At 63.0% G+C, this 20,995-nt stretch carries 21 protein-coding genes and 1 pseudogene; 9 read left to right on the top strand and 13 right to left on the bottom strand.

What is annotated here, in order from left to right:
• Nucleotides 1-35 precede the first annotated feature (35 nt).
• The 8 genes from C404_RS52540 to C404_RS52510 form a co-directional block, all read right to left on the bottom strand.
• Nucleotides 36-812, bottom strand: a complete 777-nt coding sequence (locus tag C404_RS52540; RefSeq protein WP_021196865.1) for a hypothetical protein — start codon at nucleotides 810-812, stop codon at nucleotides 36-38.
• 255 nt (nucleotides 813-1,067) lie between these two features.
• On the bottom strand, nucleotides 1,068-1,397 hold the full coding sequence (locus C404_RS52535) for a hypothetical protein (RefSeq protein ID WP_031329982.1): 330 nt from the start codon (nucleotides 1,395-1,397) through the stop codon (nucleotides 1,068-1,070).
• A complete protein-coding gene (locus C404_RS52530; RefSeq protein WP_021196863.1) occupies nucleotides 1,394-2,086 on the bottom strand; it encodes a hypothetical protein in 693 nt (230 codons plus the stop codon). The genes C404_RS52535 and C404_RS52530 overlap by 4 nt, the downstream gene beginning before the upstream one ends.
• The gene (locus C404_RS58930) at nucleotides 2,083-2,622 is read right to left on the bottom strand and encodes a PAAR domain-containing protein (RefSeq protein WP_081659374.1); all 540 of its coding nucleotides are present in this window, start codon (nucleotides 2,620-2,622) and stop codon (nucleotides 2,083-2,085) included. The genes C404_RS52530 and C404_RS58930 overlap by 4 nt, the downstream gene beginning before the upstream one ends.
• A 284-nt stretch (nucleotides 2,623-2,906) precedes the next feature.
• On the bottom strand, nucleotides 2,907-3,809 hold the full coding sequence (locus C404_RS52525) for a plasmid partitioning protein RepB C-terminal domain-containing protein (protein ID WP_021196861.1): 903 nt from the start codon (nucleotides 3,807-3,809) through the stop codon (nucleotides 2,907-2,909).
• Nucleotides 3,806-4,675: a plasmid partitioning protein RepB C-terminal domain-containing protein gene (locus C404_RS52520; protein WP_031329980.1), complete on the bottom strand. Its 870-nt coding sequence runs from the start codon at nucleotides 4,673-4,675 to the stop codon at nucleotides 3,806-3,808. Before C404_RS52520 ends, C404_RS52525 begins: the two co-directional genes overlap by 4 nt.
• A 29-nt stretch (nucleotides 4,676-4,704) precedes the next feature.
• Complete coding sequence (locus C404_RS52515) at nucleotides 4,705-6,270, bottom strand: recombinase family protein (protein ID WP_031329978.1); 1,566 nt, start codon at nucleotides 6,268-6,270, stop codon at nucleotides 4,705-4,707.
• A 165-nt stretch (nucleotides 6,271-6,435) separates the two neighbouring features.
• The gene (locus C404_RS52510) at nucleotides 6,436-6,879 is read right to left on the bottom strand and encodes a hypothetical protein (RefSeq protein WP_021196858.1); all 444 of its coding nucleotides are present in this window, start codon (nucleotides 6,877-6,879) and stop codon (nucleotides 6,436-6,438) included.
• Between the two features lie 733 nt (nucleotides 6,880-7,612).
• Between C404_RS52510 and C404_RS60330 the strand changes: the two genes are divergently transcribed.
• From C404_RS60330 to C404_RS52475, 7 genes are all read left to right on the top strand, one after another.
• Nucleotides 7,613-7,975, top strand: a complete 363-nt coding sequence (locus tag C404_RS60330; protein WP_021196857.1) for a hypothetical protein — start codon at nucleotides 7,613-7,615, stop codon at nucleotides 7,973-7,975.
• Nucleotides 7,976-8,549: 574 nt separating this feature from the next.
• Entirely contained in the window at nucleotides 8,550-9,326 is a 777-nt protein-coding gene (locus C404_RS52500) for a FadR/GntR family transcriptional regulator (RefSeq protein ID WP_021196856.1), read from the top strand.
• Nucleotides 9,323-10,150 carry a transporter substrate-binding domain-containing protein gene (locus C404_RS52495; RefSeq protein ID WP_021196855.1) on the top strand — a complete coding sequence of 276 codons (828 nt, stop codon included), beginning with the start codon at nucleotides 9,323-9,325 and terminating at the stop codon, nucleotides 10,148-10,150. Before C404_RS52500 ends, C404_RS52495 begins: the two co-directional genes overlap by 4 nt.
• A gap of 84 nt (nucleotides 10,151-10,234) precedes the next feature.
• Complete coding sequence (locus tag C404_RS52490) at nucleotides 10,235-10,960, top strand: amino acid ABC transporter permease (protein ID WP_021196854.1); 726 nt, start codon at nucleotides 10,235-10,237, stop codon at nucleotides 10,958-10,960.
• The gene (locus C404_RS52485) at nucleotides 10,957-11,610 is read left to right on the top strand and encodes an amino acid ABC transporter permease (RefSeq protein WP_021196853.1); all 654 of its coding nucleotides are present in this window, start codon (nucleotides 10,957-10,959) and stop codon (nucleotides 11,608-11,610) included. The genes C404_RS52490 and C404_RS52485 overlap by 4 nt, the downstream gene beginning before the upstream one ends.
• The gene (locus C404_RS52480) at nucleotides 11,597-12,334 is read left to right on the top strand and encodes an amino acid ABC transporter ATP-binding protein (protein ID WP_021196852.1); all 738 of its coding nucleotides are present in this window, start codon (nucleotides 11,597-11,599) and stop codon (nucleotides 12,332-12,334) included. Before C404_RS52485 ends, C404_RS52480 begins: the two co-directional genes overlap by 14 nt.
• A gap of 168 nt (nucleotides 12,335-12,502) precedes the next feature.
• Nucleotides 12,503-13,471, top strand: coding sequence for a bestrophin family protein (locus C404_RS52475; protein WP_021196851.1), 969 nt, complete (start codon nucleotides 12,503-12,505; stop codon nucleotides 13,469-13,471).
• A gap of 72 nt (nucleotides 13,472-13,543) precedes the next feature.
• On the opposite strand, the gene C404_RS52470 is transcribed toward C404_RS52475, so the two are convergent.
• Together C404_RS52470 and C404_RS52465 are read right to left on the bottom strand one after the other, a co-directional pair.
• Nucleotides 13,544-14,215, bottom strand: a complete 672-nt coding sequence (locus C404_RS52470; protein WP_021196850.1) for a hypothetical protein — start codon at nucleotides 14,213-14,215, stop codon at nucleotides 13,544-13,546.
• 121 nt (nucleotides 14,216-14,336) lie between these two features.
• Complete coding sequence (locus C404_RS52465) at nucleotides 14,337-15,035, bottom strand: Crp/Fnr family transcriptional regulator (protein WP_021196849.1); 699 nt, start codon at nucleotides 15,033-15,035, stop codon at nucleotides 14,337-14,339.
• A 209-nt stretch (nucleotides 15,036-15,244) separates the two neighbouring features.
• Here C404_RS52465 and C404_RS52460 point away from each other — a divergent pair, with 209 nt between their 5' ends.
• Nucleotides 15,245-16,879: an acyl-CoA synthetase gene (locus C404_RS52460; protein ID WP_021196848.1), complete on the top strand. Its 1,635-nt coding sequence runs from the start codon at nucleotides 15,245-15,247 to the stop codon at nucleotides 16,877-16,879.
• A gap of 80 nt (nucleotides 16,880-16,959) precedes the next feature.
• On the opposite strand, the gene C404_RS0130345 is transcribed toward C404_RS52460, so the two are convergent.
• Entirely contained in the window at nucleotides 16,960-18,561 is a 1,602-nt protein-coding gene (locus C404_RS0130345; RefSeq protein WP_031329976.1) for a lactonase family protein, read from the bottom strand.
• A 198-nt stretch (nucleotides 18,562-18,759) separates the two neighbouring features.
• On the opposite strand from C404_RS0130345, the gene C404_RS52455 reads away from it, so the two are divergent.
• On the top strand, nucleotides 18,760-19,275 hold the full coding sequence (locus C404_RS52455) for a GNAT family N-acetyltransferase (protein WP_021196846.1): 516 nt from the start codon (nucleotides 18,760-18,762) through the stop codon (nucleotides 19,273-19,275).
• A 107-nt stretch (nucleotides 19,276-19,382) separates the two neighbouring features.
• Here C404_RS52455 and C404_RS59575 read toward each other — a convergent pair.
• Together C404_RS59575 and C404_RS52445 are read right to left on the bottom strand one after the other, a co-directional pair.
• Nucleotides 19,383-19,556 (bottom strand): annotated as a pseudogene (locus tag C404_RS59575) (sigma factor); the annotation flags it as partial.
• Nucleotides 19,557-19,671: 115 nt separating this feature from the next.
• Nucleotides 19,672-20,991: an MFS transporter gene (locus tag C404_RS52445; protein WP_031329975.1), complete on the bottom strand. Its 1,320-nt coding sequence runs from the start codon at nucleotides 20,989-20,991 to the stop codon at nucleotides 19,672-19,674.
• Nucleotides 20,992-20,995 lie beyond the last annotated feature (4 nt).

Here is a 20,995-nt window from a genome sequence, read left to right as displayed (position 1 = left end):
TGACGAACATTGCGGTGCCGGCAAGGAAAGGGTGTCTAGCGCCCAAATCCCTTTCCCAAATCGTTATCTTTCGTCTTCTCCCGGTCCTTGACTTTGCTCTTCTCCCGGCTGACGGCTAGCTCTTTGGTCAATCGAAACAGATGTTCTATTCCGGTGAATTCGATGGAAAGGAGTTCGGCGGGTGCGCCGTCCGATGGTGGAACGAAGACGTAGACGGTTCCTTGGAAGCCATCTTTCCCGTTTTTTTCATCGGTCTCGGCTAGCTTAAACAGCTCGCCAACGTATTTATCAAATCGCTTTGCATCTGAGCCGACGACCTCGCCATCAATAAATTTGTCGATAAATGCATCTTGCGTCATCGTTTCAAAGGCGGACGCCCGTACGTTATGGCCAATTAACGGGCATACCTTTCCAGGGTACGCTGACAGTGATACTCCCAGGAGCGTTTCGGGTTGCGGCAGGCTCGGCGCGCGGAGTTCCTGCTTCGTACCCCAACCAATGAAGTGAATGTCCTCCGCGCGTGCCATCGTGGCAGCTCGCTTCTGGAAGGTTCTGCATAGCGCATGCCGCAGCGGTTTCTTGGTCTCCGCGAGTGCTGCATCCTCATCTGCTTTGAACTCGATTAAGCAGTATCGTCCCTTCCCGGCCAGCAAGTAGTCCGCGAGCGCTTTGTCTTGCCCTCCGAGGGGTGTGGCAGCGAAGTTTGGGTGCTCCTCGTTACGAGAGAACACTTCGCCAAAGCGTTTGTGTAGCCTTCTGGAGAAGCGGTCAACGACGTCATCCTCACGCTTGTGGTCAACGGTATTTGTCATCCTGAGCTTCCGCTTGAATTGATGGACTGCATCTCGGTGAGGCTTAACCCGGTCCAGCGCGTCCCATTTCAACCATGTAAGAACCTCTGTGAGGTTGGGGGCGTTGCAGTTTCGCCATCCAACTGCAGCTCTTTCCTCTGGTGCCAACAAGGCAGCATTTTTTACACGTGGTCATCGAAGTCGCAGACAAGGTGTTCGACGACTATCACCGCAGAGTTGTGGGAATAGCTGATGTGGTTGTCCTCAGCACTTGTATCAACTCCCCGCCTTAGTAAAGCCAAAGCCGGCATCTCTTTCCGGCATGCCACGCCGAATCCATTCTTCGTACTCGACCAGGACGTTGGTCTCAATCGCCCACACGACGAGCAGCACGTTCGCGGCGGCCACGACGACGACCGCCCAGAGCCATCGGCGCTCAAGTCGAAAGGTGAGTGCCAGCACCACGGACGCAACGGAAAAGATGTCCAGAAAATGAGGCGTCAGTCCAACGTGGTTGACCTGTACGAAGGCTGCGCGGTACAGCACGTACACGATAGACAAGAGCGCTGGAGCGGCGGCAATCAGAGCCAATAGCTTATTTTTCATTTCGCTGGTGTGAAGATTTTGTCTGGCATCGCTTCCCCGTCCCCAAAATATCCGTTCTTACCCCACTTGTAAGGGTGCAGATAGACCTCGGTGGAGCTGTCGGTGATTTTGACGTGCTTGTCGCGGGACGTAGAGAAGTATGCGTACCCAGTCGTGCCGGAGGTCTTCACGCCCTGGGCGTCTGCGAAAGCCTGTGCCGGAGTCCAACTGCGGCCTTCGCCTGCTCTCCCGGTGTTGCAACCGTACAAGATTAGCTCTCCAGCCTTCTGCCAGGGGAGCTTGGCGAGCTGGGACACCTCCTCGCGCGTAATGGTGCCATCGCCGGTTCCTGGGATGGCCGCGAACTCGAGCCCACCGCGACCGCCTTTTGGCTTGCTGGCGTGGGTGAACAGGTGACCTTCGGCAACGACATAGCCCTCGTCCTTGGCCTGCTTCATCACACGTGCCCATGCGGCACGGAAATCCGCCTCTGTTCGCACTTCAATGGCCACGAAGGTATCGCGGGCAGGTTTCCAGTCTGAACGGCCCTTTATCTCGCGCTCCTTGGTCTGGGAGGCACGTTTGAACGCGTCATCCTTGGTGTAGTAGTAGATAGAGAAGTAGAGTCTTTTCGACGGGACATCGACCTTGATGGCGTTGCGGTCCTCAGTGGGCGTGAAAAGCAGGTCGGCGGAGTGGACTGGACTCATGCCTCTTCGTCCGTCAAGACGTGAATCTCGGCGGTTTCGGCCTGGTCGCTGCGGATGAGCATCGTATGTCCCGAGGCGCTCGTGATGCCCTCGACCGTACCGCCTGACCACGTCATCCGATAGCGTTGGCCTACGAGCGGCTGCTGCGTTTCCGCATCGACCAACTGTGCGCGCTGGTCGAAGTCGTGCGTGACCAAAGCTATCGGCTCCGCAGTCCTGCCAGCAGTTTCCGAATTACCAGAGCCGTGCACCTCATCCGCGACCATGTTCACGCCGGGAGCTATCACCCGCGGCTTCTTCGGGCACTTGCACAGCACAAGGTCGTTGTGTCGGGCGACGGGAACACCCTGGACGGTTTGGATGGGGAAGGTTTCCCCTGTGATTTTCCCGGTCGATTTGCATGCAGGGCACGTTGCGACGTCTCCCCACAATGCAGCAGACTTGCCGTCGATGGTCATGAATGAGCCACCGCCGCCGGCAATTATTACGCCCCCTGTTGTCGTTCTATCGCCGACGACTGCACACGCTCGCGACATAAGCCCCGCCTTCCATAACGCCGGAATGATTGCCGTCCTCGAGAACGGCGGCCGTTAATGTGAGTCAGCTCGGGGTGTATGACAATTGAATCTTCTTCAGACCTGTTCTTAGCACCTACAAGTGGGCTGTGGCAACCACGAACCCATCTTCAACGGCTGGCGCAGCTTTCCCCAAGCGTCAGTAAGAACTCAGGGCGACTGGGGCCATTCTGCTGCACGAGGCTTGGCTGTCAGGTCAAAGCCGCCTCGGGGCAACTCCTTCGCGAGAAGGTCCGAACGCTAGGCTAAAGGACCACGCCGGATTGCTGCTGGTCGAGAGAAATGGTCGCGATGATGGATTCAAACTCCACCATCAAATCCGGATGGCGCTGGGCAACATACTGCCGCGCCGATTCGTTCTCGAGGAGCTTCGCGAGATACCCTTTCGCAAGCACAAGATTCAATACGTCTTGACCGTAGGTCTGTTCCACGAGCTTGTACTGCCCCTGCAGATTGCTCATTTCCTGCTCCATCTTTGCCATCTGCTCCGGGCTGACTCCGGTCAGCTTGTGAGGCTTTTTTCCCTCCACAAGACGCGCCGCTGGTGTGGCCACCAACAACGCCTCGGCATAGGAGACGGACACGTTGTTCGCTGCCACCATAAGCTCCACGCATTCGACCTGGCGCGTGGGCTTCATTTTGCGAAGGGCACGAACGAGCTCCGGCGAAAACTGACGGTCTCCGAGCAGTTCGGCAGCTTCTGGGCAAATGCCGTCTAGCAACGACATCCTTTTTACAATCTGAGAGACGTCGACGGAAAGCGCTTTCGCCAATCGCTCAGGCGAGACACCTCGGTCAATGACGCGCCGTATCATGTAGTGCTCCTGAATGGTCGACAGGCGATTGACACGGTTGTTATACGTGTAGCTCTCGTCATCGGTAGCCACAAGGCAGGCCACCTGCTCGTATCCCAGGTCCTGAATAGCAAGTAAGCGCAGATGCCCATCCAGCAGGACATGCTGCCCGGAAGACTGGTCTGCAGGCGTGACAGAGAGTGGTTCGATGAGGCCCACCTCCGCAATGGAGGTTCTTATCTGTTGAAACTTGCGCGATTCCAGTACAGGCGCCGGTATTCTGCGTGACGGCAGGATGCTGGCCACGGGCACGGACAAGGGCTCGGGGATGAACCCGAGAGTTATGCCAGTCATGTGCCACTTCCGGCGGGCCAGACGCGCTCGGCAAGGTACTTCGGCAGGCTAGCCAAGCCCTCGGCACGCAGCAGATTGACGAAGTTCTCATCGGCAAACAGTTGTCGCAAGGCGCCGACCACAAATAGCAACCGCTGTTGCGTGAACTCGGCTTTTCTCACCATGGCCTTCTGCCGTTCCACCTCGCGTTCGTACGTCCGCACGAGACTCGATGTCGTGACCGCGGCGGACTTGTGCGTCATATTGCGGGCTGCGCTTCGCCCGAGTGTTTTTCTGCGCTCGATGACGCGGCGAGCGTTCATCAGTTGCTTGCCCCGCAATTTTCCGGACTCGTAGGCTTCTTGAAGTGCCGCTTGGATTTCGGCGTCGTCGTTGCCAGCACCGACAATCGTGAGGGCTGCGTTCAAGGGGACGAGGCCCTTCTCCACCGCCAGCACAAGCCTCTCTTCTCCCTGGCGCAGGAGCGTGAGAATGCCTTGAACGTAAGTTGGCGTGAGACCGGTCTTTTCGGCAATGACCTTCGGTGTGTATCCCTGGTCCTGCAATTGACGAATGCCGGCAAGCCGTTCGAGCGGGCGGCACTGTCGACGCGCGATGTTTTCCGTCAGGCTCATGACGAACGCGTCCTCATCGCTCACGCTGACGACGAGCGCAGGGATGGTCTCTTCCCCCAGGGAGCGGAACGCCTTCAACCGTCCCTCACCGCACACCAGCAGGTATTTTTCGATGCCGCCGGCCGTCGCCCGCGGCGTGACCACGATAGGCTTTTTGAGACCGATGGTCTTGATGTTGTCGACGATTTCTTTGAAAACCCGACCATTGCGTCCACGCGGATTGATGACCTCAATCTGAGCGACGGGGACCATGCGGATTTCTCCGACCTGCTGCCGCGCGTTCACGCTACTCTCCTGAGACGGGCACGCGCGGCCAGGCCATACAAGTAGTCCAGCGTATCGAAGCGATAGCTCTCAAACTCGATTGGATTTTGGTCGGCGAGATGAATGCGCGGTTGTCCAAAATCCAAACGTGGCAGCAGGTAGTAATCCAATGCCGACGCATTCGTGTGGTCGAGCCGCACCGCCACCGTGATGTCCGGCAGGAGGCTTGTGTCGAAGCGGACTTTCCAATGATTTCGGCCATTTTCATGCGCCTGGCAACGCGAGAGCACGATGCAGGCCGTGAACTCGTCATTGACCGTGAGCAGGTCGGTGGCCGGGTCGCGTATCACCGTGCCGCCCAAATCCGCGATTTTCCGCTCCGTCTGCGCGATGATTTCCGGATGCAGTTGTCGCAGGAAGCGGTTGGTTTCAATGTATCGATAGTCTCGACCAGGCGTAAAGCCGACGGTCTGGTAGGCGCGAATCAAACTGCCGAATCGGTACACATAGACGGACGTCGAGGGCATGCCATCCGTTTCATCAATTACGACGCCGGACAAAAACCCGCGGCTCCGGTACAGATTACGCAGTCGTTCGATGAGCTCCTCATTTGAGTAGCGACGTGCTCTGGCTCTCATAATGCCTTGCGCCGTGTAGAACGTTTCGCTCGGCACAATGCCCTGAAATGCGCCTTCTTTTCGAATCCACATATCAGGTGTGTTGGTCACGCGTACCTTTTTCAGTTTGAACGACACCCGGTTGTAGACGTTGTTGCCGATGTATTTCTCGTTCGTTAATACCTCCCGCACGGTAGCTCGCGTCCACTCCCGGTTCAGGTCCGTCCGCACACGCATGCCATTCAGGCGCGCTGCGATTTCATGTTCGTCGAGCGATTCATTAATAAACCAGTCGTAGATTAGGTTGACGATTCGCACCTCGCTGTCCGGTCCAGGCATAAGGACGACTCGGTCGGTTTGAAGGCTTTTGCGTTCACCACGGCACAGCTCTGCCTTCATGAGACCGTGCTCATCGACCAAAACCCGGCGCAGCCCGTAGCCGGCAGGTCCTCCTTGCCGGAAGCCCATCTCAATCAAGCGGCATTGGCCGGCAAACACCTTCGCGGACAGTTCTCGGCTGTATTCGCCGGCCATGGCCCGCTTTACCCCTTTCACGATGGTCGAAACAGGGGAGCCATCGTTCTCGAACTGCTCGGCGCAGTACGCCACCTGAATGCCGGCGCGGCGGCAAATGTACTCGTAGTACGCGCTCTCGTCGGCATCCTGGAAACGTCCCCATCGACTCACGTCATAAACCAGGATGACCGAGAAATCGGCCTTGCCATTGGCCACATCGGCGATGAGATTCTGCAGCGCCTGGCGCCCATCGATTCGGAGCCCGCTTTTTCCTTCATCGGCATACGTGCGGACGATTTCGAATCCGCGGCGGGCTGCGTAGTCGCGAATTTTGTCGCGCTGGTTCTCGGTCGAATACTGCTGGTGCTCAGTCGACATGCGGACATACTCTGCCGCCCGTCCTCCAGAGGAGCCGGCTCCAACTGCTGCAGCAGCGGTATTGGATGACATTTTTCACTCCGCAACTCAGGCATAGGCCGCGGCAGGCACCGAGGGTGTGGGGCCTCATGCTCACGCGCCACGATTTCACATCAGGCGGTGGCGTTCGAAAACGAACTTTGGTGAGGCCAGCGTAGCAGGCACGGCGCCAATGAGAATCACGTCATCTCTTTGCAATCACTCCGGCGGCCCTGTCGGCGCAGACAGCACGGCGATGTGGACGGTCCACGCGTCCATCTTTGCAACGCGGCTTTCATCCGCATGAGACAACACGTAGAAGCCAGAACCCAGCGGCCAACGGCGCCCGATGACGTCCATCTTTGCAATCGGCCTGCAACTCCGCCGTGCATTGCGCATCCGCTGCATGCTGCGGTTGCGCTCGCGGTACGCCGGATGTGCAGCCCGATACTCGCGCCAATAGCCTGAGTGGCCGGCGCGCCATTTCGCTTGCGCCCGGGCTTGGTTGTCGCGGTAGTCCTTGTCGATGCGGAGCCGGTGGTTCTGCCAGTCGCGCCGGCGAGCACGCTGGCAAGCCTCCGACGAGCAGTAACGCTGGTGAGGAACATGCGGCAACGGGACGAACGCGTTACCACAGGCGAGACATAGGCGGGTCGATTTCATAAGCCACCCTCCAGGCCGGGTTGCGATGGGCGGGTGGGACGGGTGGGTCTCGACCGGCCACGGAAATCACTGGCCTGAGACGGGGTAGAGATGGGGGAGACAACTCGGTAGCTGCCTCGCCAAACGACCATCGCAATTTGCTAGACGCGATAGTGGGCCAGTCGCGGAAACTTAGACATTTCCGGAGCGCCGGCGTGCATCGAAGGAGGGTTCGCTCACGAGTGCAATTTGCTAAAATTGCCTTGTTTCAAGCGCAATTCTTGCGGCGGCCAATACAAACCTTGGCGACAGCTGCTGATGGGATGGCTCCGTTCCATCGCGCGCTCCCGCGCGCATCGAAGCTGGTCGGGGAAGGAAGTTCTCGGGTTATGCGTCGACTTTTCTCGCCTTTTGCTTCCCCGTTGGCTTGAACGCCTTGTCCCACAAGGGGCAGTTTCTCGGGTTATGAATCCATCTACAGTTGTGTCGGACCTCAAAATAGTTGATGTGGTTCACAAGTAAGTGAATCGATTTGAGGCAGACGCATCGTTGTGGATCGTCAGATCCATCCACTGGAAAGCTATGCGATTAGAAATAACCGGGCCCAAAGAAGCCCGGTTTTTTTTAGGTTCCAGCAGCAGCACACGCATTTGAAGATATTGGCGAGCGGATCCTGCGCCATCTTTTCGCTCAAGACCTTGAAGGTTGGCACCGCCAATCACGGACCGATGACGGCCTCAACCAATTTGATTTCGTGTGTCGAATCAAGCCACACCGGCAATTCTGGAAATTTCTCGTTGACCACCTGAATAGCCGCTACATCATTTTTGAGTTCAAGAACTATGCTGAACCGATCTCACAGGGCCAGGTTCTGACAACAGAGAAATACCTGTTGGAGCGCGGTCTTCGGAGAGTTGCCATTATCCTTGCACGTCGTGGCGCAAACGAGAGCGCGCTGAAAATGGCCCAGGGTGCGATGCGTGAGCACGGAAAGCTAATTTTGGTCATTGACGACAAGATCGTTAAAAGCATGCTAGCGCTACTTGACAGCGGAGCGGACCCCAGCGACTGCCTGTTCGACCTTGCGGATGAGTTCCTCCTGACACTCCCCCGCTAAAGCAAGCCTGTTCAAACCTGATCTTCTCGACGCGTTCTGCTTCTTGCCCAGGTAGTAGTCCTCAATCAAGAACGCGGTGGCGGACGGAATTAATTCCCGCAGTCGTTGGCATGGGTGCGTTTCGAAGAACCACGCTCGCGCCTCTTCGGCGTCGATTGTCAGTTTGATGACATCCCGCGCGACGCGCCTTGACTGTGCGATGCCCCGATGCGGCTCTGGGCTGTAGGGGTAGAAGGTCGGACTCGTCGTCATGCGTCTAAGTTATCTATCTTGCCTAACGAGGTCACGTTTCTGGTGACGGCACTATAGCTCCTTCGCTCTGCAGTCGATGCGTTGCGAGGTAAGGGCGCGCTTCCCCAAAACGATGGGCCGTCCCAAATCGGTGCCACCACGCACCAACTCCAAGCCGCCGATGCCCCCATCGGGCTGCGCGTGCCTCACGCAAGGGCATCGCCCAGGCAACCAACGCCTCGCCAACCCGCACAACCGCTATTTTTTGCTGCATGGCACAAAACTCGCATAAGCCGTGGGCGACCGGTCAGACCACGACCGTGTCTTTCTCCCAATTCGGCCCATGCACAGCATTCCCTCTTCCGTTGCGCAAGCACTCCAGCAAGGCATCTTGAGCGGCGCTTACCCCAGCGGCAGCCGTCTGCCGCCGCAGCGTGAGCTGGCAGAAAGCCTGGGCGTGAGCCGCGCGTCGTTGCGCGAGGCGCTCACGGTGCTGGAGACATTGGGCCTGGTCGACATCCTGCCCAGCCGGGGCGTGGTGGTGCGCGGCCCGCAGGTGGGCGCCGATCGGGCAAGTGCCGATCGCCTGCATCGCCCGTTTGCCACGCCGGCGCTGGGCACGCTGTCGCCGCGTCAGTTGATTGAGCTGCGCCTGGTGCTGGAGCCCGGCTGGACGGCGCTGGCCGCCGCGCGCATGCAGGCTGCCGGCCTGCGCCACCTGCAATGGCTGCAGCAGCAGTTGGCCCATGCGCTGGCGCGCAATGACCTGCTGAGCGCGGCGGAGGCGGATTTGCACTTCCACATGCTGCTGGCGCAGCTGTCGGGCAACCCGGGCCTGATGGCGATAGCGGGCCAGTTGGAACACGCCATCGGCCACAGCCTGCGCCTGCCCTTTGCCCGCAACGGCGCAGACGACCACCCCGCGCACGAGCACGACGCCATCGTGCAGGCCATTGCCGCGGGCGATGCCGCCGCCAGCGCAGAGGCCATGCGCGCCCATCTGCTGTCATCCGCACGCCGCAGCGGCATCGATCTGGCCGCGTCCGATCGCGCGGTTGCCGATCCCGTTTCCTTTCGCCTTGTTTCGCCTGTCTCGATTTCTGAAGGAGTTTTTGAATGACCCGCATCGCCGCTTTCTCCCGCTTGCACCACACCTCGCGCCGCACCTTCCTCTACGCCGTCATGGCGGCCAGCGCGGTGGTCGCGTTGCTGCCGGGCCGCCCGGCGCATGCCGATGTGCTGGCCAACATCCAGAAGGCGGGCGTGATCCGCGTGGCGATCCCGAATGACTTTCCGCCGTTCGGCTCGCTGGGGCCGGATCTCAAGCTGCAGGGCTATGACATCGACATGGCCAACCTCGTCGCCAAGGAACTGGGCGTGAAGGCCGAGCTGGTGCCCGTCACCAGCACCAACCGCATTCCGTTCCTGACCACGGGCAAGGTGGACATCGTCATCTCCAGCCTCGGCAAGAACGCCGAGCGCGCCAAGGTGATCGACTTCACGCAGGCGTATGCGCCGTTCCCCAAGAGCGTGTACGGCCCGAAGGATGCGTCGATCAAGAAGCCGGCGGACCTGGCCGGCAAGACGATCGGCGTGACGCGCGGCTCGACGGAAGACCTGGCCCTCTCGGCCGTGGCGCCGGCGTCGGCCACCATCAAGCGCTATGAAGACAACAACGCCACCGCGCAGAGCTACCTGATCGGCCAGGTGCAGTTGGTGACGGTGGGCAACATCGTGGCCAACGCGGTGAACGAGCGCACGAAGCTGCGCCAGCTCGACCTGAAGTTCCCCGTGGAAGACACGCCCTGCTATGTGGGCGTGGCCAAGGGCGAGCCCGCGCTGCTCGACAAGGTGAACGCCGCCATCACCAAGCTGAAGACGGACGGGCGCCTGAACGATCTGTCGCAGCGCTGGATCAAGATGCCGCTGCCCGCCCAACTGTAAAACCGTAAGCATGTCAGCACGCCAGGCGTGCCCGGGCCCGCATGCCGCGGAGCCCCGTCATGGCCTGGCGCGTGGAGTTTCGTTATGGCTTATCAATTCGACTTTGGCGCGGTGTTCGATTACAGCGGCCAGCTGGCGCAGGGTGTGGGCTTTACGCTCGCGCTCACGGCGGCGGGCGCGGTGGTGGGCGGTGCCATCGGCGTGGCCGGGGGCGTGTGCCGCGCCTGGCGCATCCGGCCCTTCAACGCGCTGTTCAAGGTGTATGTGGAGGCCATCCGCAATACGCCGTTCCTCGTCCAGCTGATGTTCGTGTTCTTCGGCTTGCCGTCGCTGGGGGTGCAGATCAACGAGTGGCAGGCGTCGGTGCTGACGGTGGTGGTCAACCTGGGCGCGTACATCACCGAGATCGTGCGCGCGGGCATTCAAGAAACACCGCGCGGCCAGCTGGAAGCGGCCAACGCGTTGGCGATGAGCCGCTGGGCGATCTTCCGGCACGTGGTGCTGCGGCCCGCGCTGCAGAAGGTGTGGCCGGCGCTGAGCAGCCAGATCGTGATCGTCATGCTGGGCACGTCGGTTGTCTCGCAGATTGCCGCGCAGGATCTGACCTTTGCCGCCAACTTCATCCAGTCGCGCAACTTCCGCGCGTTTGAAACCTATCTGATCGTCACCGCGCTGTACTTTGCGCTGGCGTTGCTGCTGCGTCAGTTGCTGGCGTGGATCGGTCAGCGCTTTGTTGTGGGGCGTCGCGTGCCGGTGGCATCGGTGGTGCCGCGTGCCACCACCACCAACCCAGCGGAGACCGCAGCATGATCGCCGACATCCCTCTGTTGCCGATTCTCCTCAAGCTGGGGGAAGGGCTGCTCGCCACGCTCATGCTGTCGCTCATGGCCTTTGTGCTGGGCGGCACGGCGGGCCTGGTGGTGCTGTTTGCCCGCGTGGGGCGCAACGCCACGCTGCAGCGCGTGAGCAAGGCCTACATCCAGGTCTTTCAGAACACGCCGCTGCTCATGCAGATGTTCCTGGTGTTCTTTGGGGCGTCCATGGCGGGCTTCGAGATGTCGCCGTGGACGGCCGCCGCCATCGGCCTGACGCTGTACACCAGCGCCTACCTGGCCGAGGTGTGGCGCGGCTGTGTGGAAGCCATTCCGCGTGGGCAGTGGGAGGCGTCTTCCAGCCTGGCGATGGGCTACTTCCAGCAGATGCGGCATGTGGTGCTGCCGCAGGCCGTGCGGCTGTCGATTGCGCCCACCGTGGGGTTCTCCGTGCAGATCGTTAAGGGCACGGCGGTGGCCTCCATCATCGGGTTTGAAGACCTGTCCAAGCTGGGCTCGGTGCTGGCCAACGCCACGTTCCAGCCGTTCCTTATTTATGGGCTGGTGGCGCTGGCGTATTTCGCGCTGTGTTGGCCGCTGTCGCTCTGTGCCTCTCATCTGGAAAAGAAGCTCTATGCCGCTCGTTGATCTGTGCGCCGTACACAAGCATTACGGCAACAACCATGTGCTCAAGGGCGTGGACCTGCGCGTTGAAAGCGGCCAGGTGGTCGCCATCATCGGGCGCAGTGGCTCGGGAAAGAGCACGCTGCTGCGGTCCATCAACGGGCTGGAAGCCATCGACGACGGCCAGATCGTCGTGGACAACGCGGTGCTCCAGGGCTCGCAGGCCACGGCCGCGCAGTTGCGCGCGCTGCGCCTGAACGTGGGCATGGTGTTCCAGCAGTTCAACCTGTTTCCGCACCTCACGGCGGGCGAGAACGTGGCGCTGTCGCCCGTGGTGGTCAAGGGCATGAAGAAGGCCGATGCCAATGACCTCGCACGCCAGATGATGGCCAAGGTGGGCCTGGCCGATAAGTTTGATGCATACCCCGACCAGCTCAGCGGCGGGCAGCAGCAGCGCGTGGCCATTGCGCGCGCGCTGGCCATGCAGCCGAAGGTGCTGTTGTGCGATGAGATCACGTCTGCGCTGGATCCGGAGCTCGTCAACGAGGTGCTGGCCGTGGTCAAGCAACTGGCCGCCGAGGGCATGACGCTGATCATGGTCACGCACGAGATGCGCTTCGCGCGCGATGTGGGCGATCAGCTCGTGTTCATGCACCAGGGGCTGATCCATGAAAGCGGCCCCGCCAAGGACGTGTTTGCCAACCCCAAGACGGCGGAGCTGGCGGCGTTTATTGGCGCGGTGCAGTGAGCCTGCGCACCATGCGTCCACACTAGCCATCACAGCACCACAGCACGTCGGCGCCCGTTGCGGGGCGGGGATATCACCCAACGGGTGCCATGCCACGCCCTCGGCGTCGAGCCCGTGCGCGATAGGCCATCTGCGATAATCCCGCCCTCCCGCCTCTGCTTCCCCACCATGGTTGTCCGCCCCCACCTGCACTGGTTCCGCATGCTGCTTGCATGGCGCGGTTCCGTTCTGCCGCAGCTTCTGCCGCGCCTGTTTCTGATCTTCTGTATCTCGCTGGTGGCCATGGCGGTGCATGCGCATTGGCTGCCCATCTCCGTCAACCTCAGCACCACGCCGTTCTCGCTCGTCGGCATTGCGCTGGCAGTGTTCCTGGGCTTTCGCAACAACGCCAGTTATGACCGCTACTGGGAGGCGCGCAAGCTCTGGGGCCAGTTGCTCAATTGCGCGCGCGCGCTCACGCGTCAGGCGCTGACGTTGCCGTCGCAGTTGCCGCAGGGTGCGGTGTCCGCAGACGATGTGCGCGAGTTCACGCAGGTGCTGAGCGCGGTGCCGCATGCGCTGCGCCACCAGTTGCGCCGTACTGACCCACGTGAAGACCTGGCCACCCGTCTGCCCTCGCCGCTGCTCGATCGCGTGATGGCCGCGCGCTACCGGCCCGCCATGCTCACGCTGTGGCTGGGCGAGTGGGTGCAACGCCGAACGCAACGCAACCCGCAACGCGACCCGCAGCACAACGGCCAGGCCGGTGCGTTGGATGCCTATGCCGCGCTGGTGTTTGATCGCAGCCTGACCGAGCTGACCAACGCCATCGGCGGGTGCGAGCGCATTGTTTCAACGCCGCTGCCGTTTGCGTACTCGGTCATGATCCACCGCACGGTGTACTTCTTCTGCGCGGCGCTGCCGTTTGGGCTGGTGCAGAGCATCGGCATTTTCACGCCGGTGTTTGCGGTGTTTGTGGCGTACACCTTCATGGCGCACGAGGCCATCGCCTCGCAAATCGAAGAGCCCTTCGGCACCGAAGACAACGACCTTGCGCTCAACGCCATGTCCATCGTGATTGAAGACGCCGTGCGTGACCTGATGGGCGAGCCGAGCCTGCCCAGCGGCAGCGCGGGGCAGCGCGTCATCTTCGATTGAGATAGCGCTGGCGTGCTGGGCTGGGCTCAGTCCAGTCGAGTCCAGTCCCGTCCAATCGGCAGGGCGCCGGTATTACGCCGTCAGCGCCCCAGGCGCGTGCCAGCTTGTCCAGGCGGCCGGGCCGATGGGCGCGGCGGTGTGCGTGTCGTCAGCGGTGGCGGCCATCAGTTGGAAGAGCGCAACCCCGAACAGGCTGGCGCAGGTGTCTTGCAAGGTGCGGGCAGATCGCAGGCAGGTGCGCCGGGCAAGCTGTTCCAGCGCCTCGGTGGGGCAGGCGGTGTTCCCTTCCAGCGCGGCCAGTGCGTAGAGCGCCCGCGCGGCCCGCTGCTCGCGTACCAGTGCAAGCAGCGCTTCGCCTTCGGCAAACAGGCGAGCGCGCACCTGTCGCGGGCCGATCTGCCAGCACTCGCTCAGCAATGCCGCGTTCCACGCCTGCGCGGGGTGTTCGAACACCAGGTTGGCCAGCGTGCGTGACCAGGGCTTGTCGTGGTGGATGGCCGCCATGCGCGGGCAACCGGCATCGGGCACGGCCACCAGCGAGATGGCGCTGGGCTGCCACAGCGTGCCCGGCAGCTCGCAGCCGAAATGCGCGAAGGCGGGCACCACAAACGGGTCGCCCGGGCGCACCTCGCGCCGGCCATTGGCATCGCGCAGGCAGGCGGTGCCCAGCTCGGCCTGCACGCGCACCGCAAAGGGAAAGCGCAGGCGCGAGATGCGAACGTGGGCACGGCTGATGAGCGGCATGGGGGCGCGGCAGGAAACGGCAGAGAACAGCGGGCAAACCAACGGCCCGCCACTGTCGCAGGATTCTAGGCCTGCGCGCAACCCTGGCAATGTCGCGCGGGTGACACTGCGCGGTGTTGCACTACAACTCTGAGAGACCAAAGAGCCGCAGGCGTGCCAGATCGGTCACGCGAATGGTCTGGTACGACAGCGTGATCAGCCCAGCTTCGGCCAGCCGCCGCAGCGCCTGGTTCACGCGCTGGCGTGAGAGCCCGGTCAGCAGCCCGATCTCTTCCTGGGACAGCTCCAGCACGGTGCTCGTGCGTGGGTACAGGGCGGGGTGGAAGAGCTGCGCAATCGCTTGCGCCACGCGTGCATCGGCGCTGAGCAGCCGGTCGTTCTGCACGGTGGCGATGAACTGCCCCATGCGTTCGTTGAGCTGTCGGACCACGAAGCTGGCAAACGGCAGGCTCTGCGCGAGCAGCGTGTTGAACACGGGCTCGGGCACCAGCAGCACGTGCGAGGTGCGGATGGCGATCACGTCATAGCGGCGGTCTTCGCGCTTGATGACGCTGCCCTCGCCGCACCAGCCGCCTTCGGGCACGCCGGAGAACGTGCAGCCGCGCCCGTCGGCGGTGTACACGGCCAGCTTGATGAGGCCGCTGTCCACGCCGACCCAGTAGCGCGAGGGCTCGCCGCGGCGGGCGATGAAGGCGCCGGGCTCGAACTGCTGGAGCAGGGTCTCGCGCGCGGCCAGCGCCTGGTGTTCGGGCGCCAGCGCGGTGAACCACGCGTGGAGCGGCAACTGCGTGGTGGGCGACAGGGTGTCGGGTGCGGTCATGGCAAAGGCGGGTGGGTGAGGGCGCGTGGGGCTCCGCCTTCGCTTTGTAAGAATCCTGTCAGCCTTTGTCTGGCTTGGGTTTCCGGGTGGTTTGTCATCCGGATGACAGAGTGCGGGAGCTGCCCGATGATAGCGTTGGCCCATCTAAAAGCAACAGCGGCAACCGTGGCCCCAGCGCCCGTCGTGCCCGCCGCACCGGAGACCCAGCCATGCCCACCGACTTCGATACCGGCCTCGCCCGCAACGCGGCCAACTTCGTTCCCCTCACCCCGATCGAGTTCCTGGCCCGCGCGGCCGACGTCTATGGCGACCGCCTGGCCATTGTGCATGGCCCGGTGCGGCAGAACTGGCGCGACACCTATACCCGTGCGCGCCGCATGGCCAGAGCGCTGGCGCAGGCGGGTGTGGGGCGCGGCGATACCGTGGCCGCGCTGCTGCCGAACACGCCTGCGATGGTGGAAGCGCACTTCGGCGTGCCGATGGCCGGGGCGGTGCTCAACGCGCTCAACATCCGCCTGGATGCCGCCAACCTCGTCTTCATGCTGCGCCATGGCGAGGCGCGCGTGCTGCTGGCCGATACCGAGTTTGCCGACCTGGCGCGGCAGATGGCGCTGGAGATTCCGGGCCTGAAGGTGATCGCCGTGCACGACGCGCTGGGCCCGCAGGCCGAGCGGTTTGGCGACACCGATTACGAGTCCTTCCTCGCTTCTGGCGATCCGCATTACGCGTGGCAAGGGCCGGTGGATGAATGGGATGCGATTGCGCTCAACTACACCTCGGGCACCACGGGCGACCCGAAGGGCGTGGTCTACCACCATCGCGGCGCGGCCATCAACGCGGTGTCGAACATCCTGGAATGGGATCTGCCCAAGCACCCGGTCTATCTGTGGACGCTGCCGATGTTCCACTGCAATGGCTGGTGCTTCCCGTGGACGATTGCGGCGCGCGCGGGGGTCAATGTGTGCCTGCGCAAGTTCGAGCCCAAGGTGGTGTTCGACCTCATGCGCGATGAAGGCGTGACGCACTATTGCGCCGCGCCCATCGTGCACACCGCGCTGGTCAACGCGCCGGCATCGTGGCGTGAGGGTTTGCGCGGGCCCGTGCGCGGCATGGTGGCCGGTGCACCGCCGCCCGCTGCCGTGCTGGCGCAGATGGAGGCGATGGGGTTTGAGCTCACGCACGTCTACGGCCTGACCGAGGTGTACGGCCCAGCCGCCGTCTGCGCAGAGCAGGACGAATGGCGCACGCTGCCCGAGCACGACCGCGCCACCATGAAGGCGCGCCAGGGCGTGCGCTATCACCTGCAGTCGCAGGTGGCGGTGCTCGATCCTGACACCCTGCAGCCCGTGCCCGCCGATGGCGAAACCATTGGCGAGATCATGTTCCGCGGCAACATCTGCATGAAGGGTTATCTGAAGAACGAGCGGGCCACGCGAGAAGCCTTTGCGGGCGGCTGGTTCCACACCGGTGATCTGGGCGTGTGCATGCCCGACGGCTACATCAAGATCAAAGACCGCAGCAAGGACATCATCATCTCGGGCGGCGAGAACATCTCCAGCGTGGAGGTGGAAGACGCGCTGTATCGCCACCCCGCCGTGCTGGCCGCTGCGGTGGTTGCCCAGCCCGATGCGAAGTGGGGCGAAACGCCGTGCGCGTTTGTGGAGCTGAAGGACGGCGCCACCGCGACGGCGGAAGAGTTGATCGCGCACTGTAAGACGCTGCTCGCCAACTTCAAGGTGCCGAAGGCAGTGTTCTTCGGCCCGCTACCCAAGACATCGACCGGCAAGATCCAGAAGTACGAGCTGCGCCGCAAGGTGAAGTCGACTGCGGCCATCGATGTGTGAGACGTGCCCGCTCAAAAACGAAGCCCCTTGCACAAGCAAGGGGCTCCGGGCGGCCGCCTGACTGAGTCACCCGACCCGCCTCACGGCACCGCCACAATCGCCATCCCGCGTGGGATTTTGCCGGTGGCCGCCGAGCCGTTGGCCACAGCGGTCAGCATGCCCGTCGAGGCGTTAATGCTGTAAGCCGTCACCGAGTTGTCGATGGCACTCACCACGTAGGCGAAGGTGCCCGCGGGGTTCAGCAGCACCGTGACGGGCCCATGACCAACGCTGTTGCTCGCCGTGCTCGTGGCGGTGGTATCGACGGTCTGCACCAGCGTAAGCGCACCGTTGTTTGGGTTGATCGAGAACACGTTCAGATTGTTGGTCAGCACATTGGTCTCGTACAGGAAGCCTCCTGATGGGGAGATCGCGATGTAGTTCGGGCCGCTGTTGGCCCCTGTTGACACCGTTGTGGGCGTCGCGGCCAATGCACCGGCGGTGATGCTGTAAATGCCGATGGTGCTGTCCCCCGAGTTGGCCACATAGGCAACGCTGCCTGCCGGGTTGACGGCGATGAACTCCGGCGAGTTGCCGGCGTTGACCGTGCTGCCGGTCTGCGTGAGGAGGCCTGTGCTGCTGTTGATGGCAAACGCCATGGCAGTCCCGGTCGTGCCGCCGCTGTTGTTGTTCACCACATAGGCGAAGGTACCCGCGCTGTTGATGGTGACGGTGTACGGGTTGGCACCGGCGGGGATGCTGGTCGCGGCCGAGAGCGCACCCGTGCTCGCGTTGATCGAGAACGCCGAGAGCGTGTTGCTCCCAAAATTGGCCGTGTACGTAAACTTGCCGTTGGGCGTGCGCGCAATGCTATAGGGCGTCGTGCTCGCGCCGGTGGTGGTGGGCGAGCCCACCACCGTCAGCACACCGGTATTCGGGTCGATGGAGAGCGTGGTGATGGTGCTGTCCACGGCATTGGCCACATACACAAACTTGCCCGCGGGGTCGATTGTGAGCGACAGGGGCACTTGCCCCACCGCTACCGGTGTCGTGCCGATGACCGTGGGCATGCCGGTGGTGGCATCCAGCGTGAAGGCGGAGACGGTGCCGTCGTTGGAGTTGACCGCATAGCCGAACAGCGGTCGCAGTGTGCAGGCCACGGCAATGGTGGTCACGTTGGCTGTGCCCACCGTGCCGCTGCCGTTGGTGACGGTGCAGTTCTCACCCGAGGGCCGTGTGCCCACCGTGGCAGCGTATGGCTTGCCCTGTGCGAGCTTGGTCGGGAACTGGAAGTTGCCGTTGGCATTGACCACGACGGCATCACCGCCGTTGTCCAGCAGTGTGACCGTCTTGCCTGCGCTCAGGCCGCTCACTGTGCCGCCCACTGAGTAGGTGGGGGCGGGTGCCGGCGCTGGTGCGGGTGCTGGTGCAGGTACGGGGGCCGGCTTTGGTGCCGGCGCGGGCGATGGGGTCGGTGTGGGCGCCGGTGTGACGTTGTTTGTCGGCGGTGTCGTGCTGGAGCTGGCATCGTCGCCGCCGCCACCGCAACCAGTGAGCCCGAGCGATAGCGCGGCGGCCATCACCAAGGCCGCGCCATGCAGGCTATGCGGGTATTGGGGGTGGGCCGGTGGGATTGGCGCCGGCAGCGGTTGTGCTGCAGCGCTGCCGATGTTCTCCCCTTGGGCGATTGATAGCTCGGCCATGGCTCCCCCCGTTCTTGTTGCGCTGTGTGTGTGGTCTTGCACTTTCCCGAAGCATAGAAACTCGGGGCCACACGCCGACATAGGCCAGTTGACCGACAAAGCCCTCCGCTGCATGGATAGGGACATGCGTTACACGCCCCTGCAAGCGTTTGGCGCGATACTGGAAGCCGCTCGTTGTTCGCCCGGTCAGTCACCGTCATGTCCACCAACGCCAACACCATCACCCTTCGCCAACTCTCGCCGTCTGATGCTGCCCACGTCGCCGACTACCGCGCCATCCGCCTGGCCGCGCTCAAGGATTCGCCCGAGGCCTTCGGCTCAACGTACGAGGCAGAGGCCGGGCTTTCGCAGGCGGCCTTTGCCGAACGGCTCGCCACGACAACGGTGCTGGGGGCGTACGACGGCGCGCGCATCGTGGGCATGGTCGGCTTCAAGCAGCAGACCATTGCCAAGCTGGCGCACAAGGGGTTTGTGTGGGGCTTCTACGTGTCGCCCGAGGTGCGTGGGCGCGGGGTGGGGACGGCGCTGGTGGATGGCATCGTGGCCGCGGCCACGGGCGTGGTCGAGCAGCTCACGCTGTCGGTGGTGCAAGGCAACGCAGCGGCGCTGGCGCTGTACGCGCGTTGCGGTTTTGAAACCTATGGCATCGAGCCGCGCGCGCTCAAGTCGGCCGGTGGTTACGCGGATGAAATATTGATGGTGCGCTTCCTGTAGTTCAACCGGTGACAGCTGGTGATGGTGACGGTCACAAAGCTCAGCGCGGAGATCTCTTCATCGCTCGGGTCGGCGGCCGGCGTGTGCGACACCAGCTCGGCCCAGCACAGTGCGGATGGGGCTGCCTGATGCCAGCGCATCCACGCGTCCTGCAGCACGTCTTCGGCATCGGCGCGCGTGCCGAGCATGCGGTAGGCGATGGCAAACAGGCGCGGGCGGGCCGCGGTGAAGGCCGTGTCCAGGCTGGTGGTGCGGATGGGTGAGCGCGTGGGCGCGGTCATGGTGCGGTGTGTCGTCCAGGAAGGTTATTCCCTAGATGGACAGGCACGGGGGCGTGTGACAGGGCTTGATGGTATGCCGCTTTCCGCCCACGCACCGTGTCGTCCGGGGCTGCGCTCAGTGCCGGCGCGTTTGCCGCCCGTACATCAGCGTCAGTGCGCCGGCGAGCATGGCCGACGCGCCCAGCAGGCCCACGCCGGCGGTCGCCGTGTGCGTCTTGTCCGTCAGCCAGCCGATGGCAAATGGGCTGACAAAGCCAGACAGGTTGCCGATGGCGTTGATGAAGCCGATGCCCGCTGCGGCAGCCATGCCGTCCAGCCGCGCGGTCGGCAGGTTCCAGAACAGCGGCAGCGCTGACAGGATGCCCGCCGAGGCGATCGTCAGTGCCGCCATGGCGGGCACCAACTGATCAACCATGAGCGCGCTCACACAGAAGCCCACGCCCGCGACCAGCGCACTGGTGCCCACCAGCGTGCCCCAGTTGCGGCGGCGGTCTGCCTGCCGCGCCACGAGGTTCATGGCCACCATGGCGGCTGCGTATGGCACGGCGCTCAGCCAGCCCACCGTGACAGTGCTGGCGATGCCTGCCGCGCGAATCACGCTCGGCAGCCAGAAACTCACGCCGTACAGGCCCGCAAGCAGCAGGAAGTAGATCAGCGCGAACAGCAGTACCGTGCCATTGAGGATGTCTGCCGCGCGGTGCACGCGTGCCTGGGGTGGCGCCGCCTGCGCGAGATCGGCCTCCAGGCGTGCCAGCGCGTCGGCATCGAGCCAGCGCACATCGCGCGGCCGGCTCGGCAGCAGGAAGAACACCAGCACGCCCACCAAGGCGGAGGGCAGGCCCTCCAGCGCGAACATCCAGCGCCAGCCCGCATGCCCAAGGTGCCCGTCAAATGCCGCCAGGATCCAGCCCGACAACGGGCCGCCCACGATGCCCGCCACCGCCGTGGCGCTCATGAACAATGTGGTCATGCGGCCCCGCCGGTGCGCCGGAAACCAGTAGGTGAGATACAGCACGACGCCCGGAAAGAAGCCGGCTTCCGCCACGCCCAGCAGGAAGCGCAGCACATAGAACCCGGTCGTGCTTTGCACCCAGCCCATGGCTGCCGACAGCAGCCCCCACGACACCATGATCCGCGCGATCCAGGTGCGTGCGCCCAGCCGGTGCAGCAGCATGTTGCTGGGCACCTCGAAGATGAAATAGCCGAGGAAGAAGATGCCCGCCCCCAGCCCGTAGGCGGTGGCGCTCAGGCTCAGGTCGGCGGCCATCTGCAGCTTGGCCGTGCCGATGTTGACGCGGTCCAGGTAGGCCAGCACCTGGGCCAGCAGCAGGATCGGCATTAGCCGCCAGCCAATGCGGCGATAGATGCCCTCGAGTGCCGGATCCGCCGGCGTGGTGCCAAGTATTGAGGGGGCAGCGGGCGCGGGCTGGGCCAGCGCA

It is taken from the genome of Ralstonia sp. AU12-08 (assembly GCF_000442475.1).
In the GTDB taxonomy this organism is placed as follows: Bacteria; Pseudomonadota; Gammaproteobacteria; order Burkholderiales; family Burkholderiaceae; genus Ralstonia; species Ralstonia insidiosa.
This window is presented reverse-complemented; position numbering and strand designations above follow the sequence as displayed.

Bases quoted from the DNA above. Each gene is read 5' to 3' on its own strand.
- C404_RS52540 (WP_021196865.1), bottom strand. From the start codon at position 812: ATGACAAATACCGTTGACCACAAGCGTGAGGATGACGTCGTTGACCGC.
- C404_RS52535 (WP_031329982.1), bottom strand. From the start codon at position 1,397: ATGAAAAATAAGCTATTGGCTCTGATTGCCGCCGCTCCAGCGCTCTTG.
- C404_RS52530 (WP_021196863.1), bottom strand. From the start codon at position 2,086: ATGAGTCCAGTCCACTCCGCCGACCTGCTTTTCACGCCCACTGAGGAC.
- C404_RS58930 (WP_081659374.1), bottom strand. From the start codon at position 2,622: ATGTCGCGAGCGTGTGCAGTCGTCGGCGATAGAACGACAACAGGGGGC.
- C404_RS52525 (WP_021196861.1), bottom strand. From the start codon at position 3,809: ATGACTGGCATAACTCTCGGGTTCATCCCCGAGCCCTTGTCCGTGCCC.
- C404_RS52520 (WP_031329980.1), bottom strand. From the start codon at position 4,675: ATGGTCCCCGTCGCTCAGATTGAGGTCATCAATCCGCGTGGACGCAAT.
- C404_RS52515 (WP_031329978.1), bottom strand. From the start codon at position 6,270: ATGTCATCCAATACCGCTGCTGCAGCAGTTGGAGCCGGCTCCTCTGGA.
- C404_RS52510 (WP_021196858.1), bottom strand. From the start codon at position 6,879: ATGAAATCGACCCGCCTATGTCTCGCCTGTGGTAACGCGTTCGTCCCG.
- C404_RS52500 (WP_021196856.1), top strand. From the start codon at position 8,550: ATGCACAGCATTCCCTCTTCCGTTGCGCAAGCACTCCAGCAAGGCATC.
- C404_RS52495 (WP_021196855.1), top strand. From the start codon at position 9,323: ATGACCCGCATCGCCGCTTTCTCCCGCTTGCACCACACCTCGCGCCGC.
- C404_RS52490 (WP_021196854.1), top strand. From the start codon at position 10,235: ATGGCTTATCAATTCGACTTTGGCGCGGTGTTCGATTACAGCGGCCAG.
- C404_RS52485 (WP_021196853.1), top strand. From the start codon at position 10,957: ATGATCGCCGACATCCCTCTGTTGCCGATTCTCCTCAAGCTGGGGGAA.
- C404_RS52480 (WP_021196852.1), top strand. From the start codon at position 11,597: ATGCCGCTCGTTGATCTGTGCGCCGTACACAAGCATTACGGCAACAAC.
- C404_RS52475 (WP_021196851.1), top strand. From the start codon at position 12,503: ATGGTTGTCCGCCCCCACCTGCACTGGTTCCGCATGCTGCTTGCATGG.
- C404_RS52470 (WP_021196850.1), bottom strand. From the start codon at position 14,215: ATGCCGCTCATCAGCCGTGCCCACGTTCGCATCTCGCGCCTGCGCTTT.
- C404_RS52465 (WP_021196849.1), bottom strand. From the start codon at position 15,035: ATGACCGCACCCGACACCCTGTCGCCCACCACGCAGTTGCCGCTCCAC.
- C404_RS52460 (WP_021196848.1), top strand. From the start codon at position 15,245: ATGCCCACCGACTTCGATACCGGCCTCGCCCGCAACGCGGCCAACTTC.
- C404_RS0130345 (WP_031329976.1), bottom strand. From the start codon at position 18,561: ATGGCCGAGCTATCAATCGCCCAAGGGGAGAACATCGGCAGCGCTGCA.
- C404_RS52455 (WP_021196846.1), top strand. From the start codon at position 18,760: ATGTCCACCAACGCCAACACCATCACCCTTCGCCAACTCTCGCCGTCT.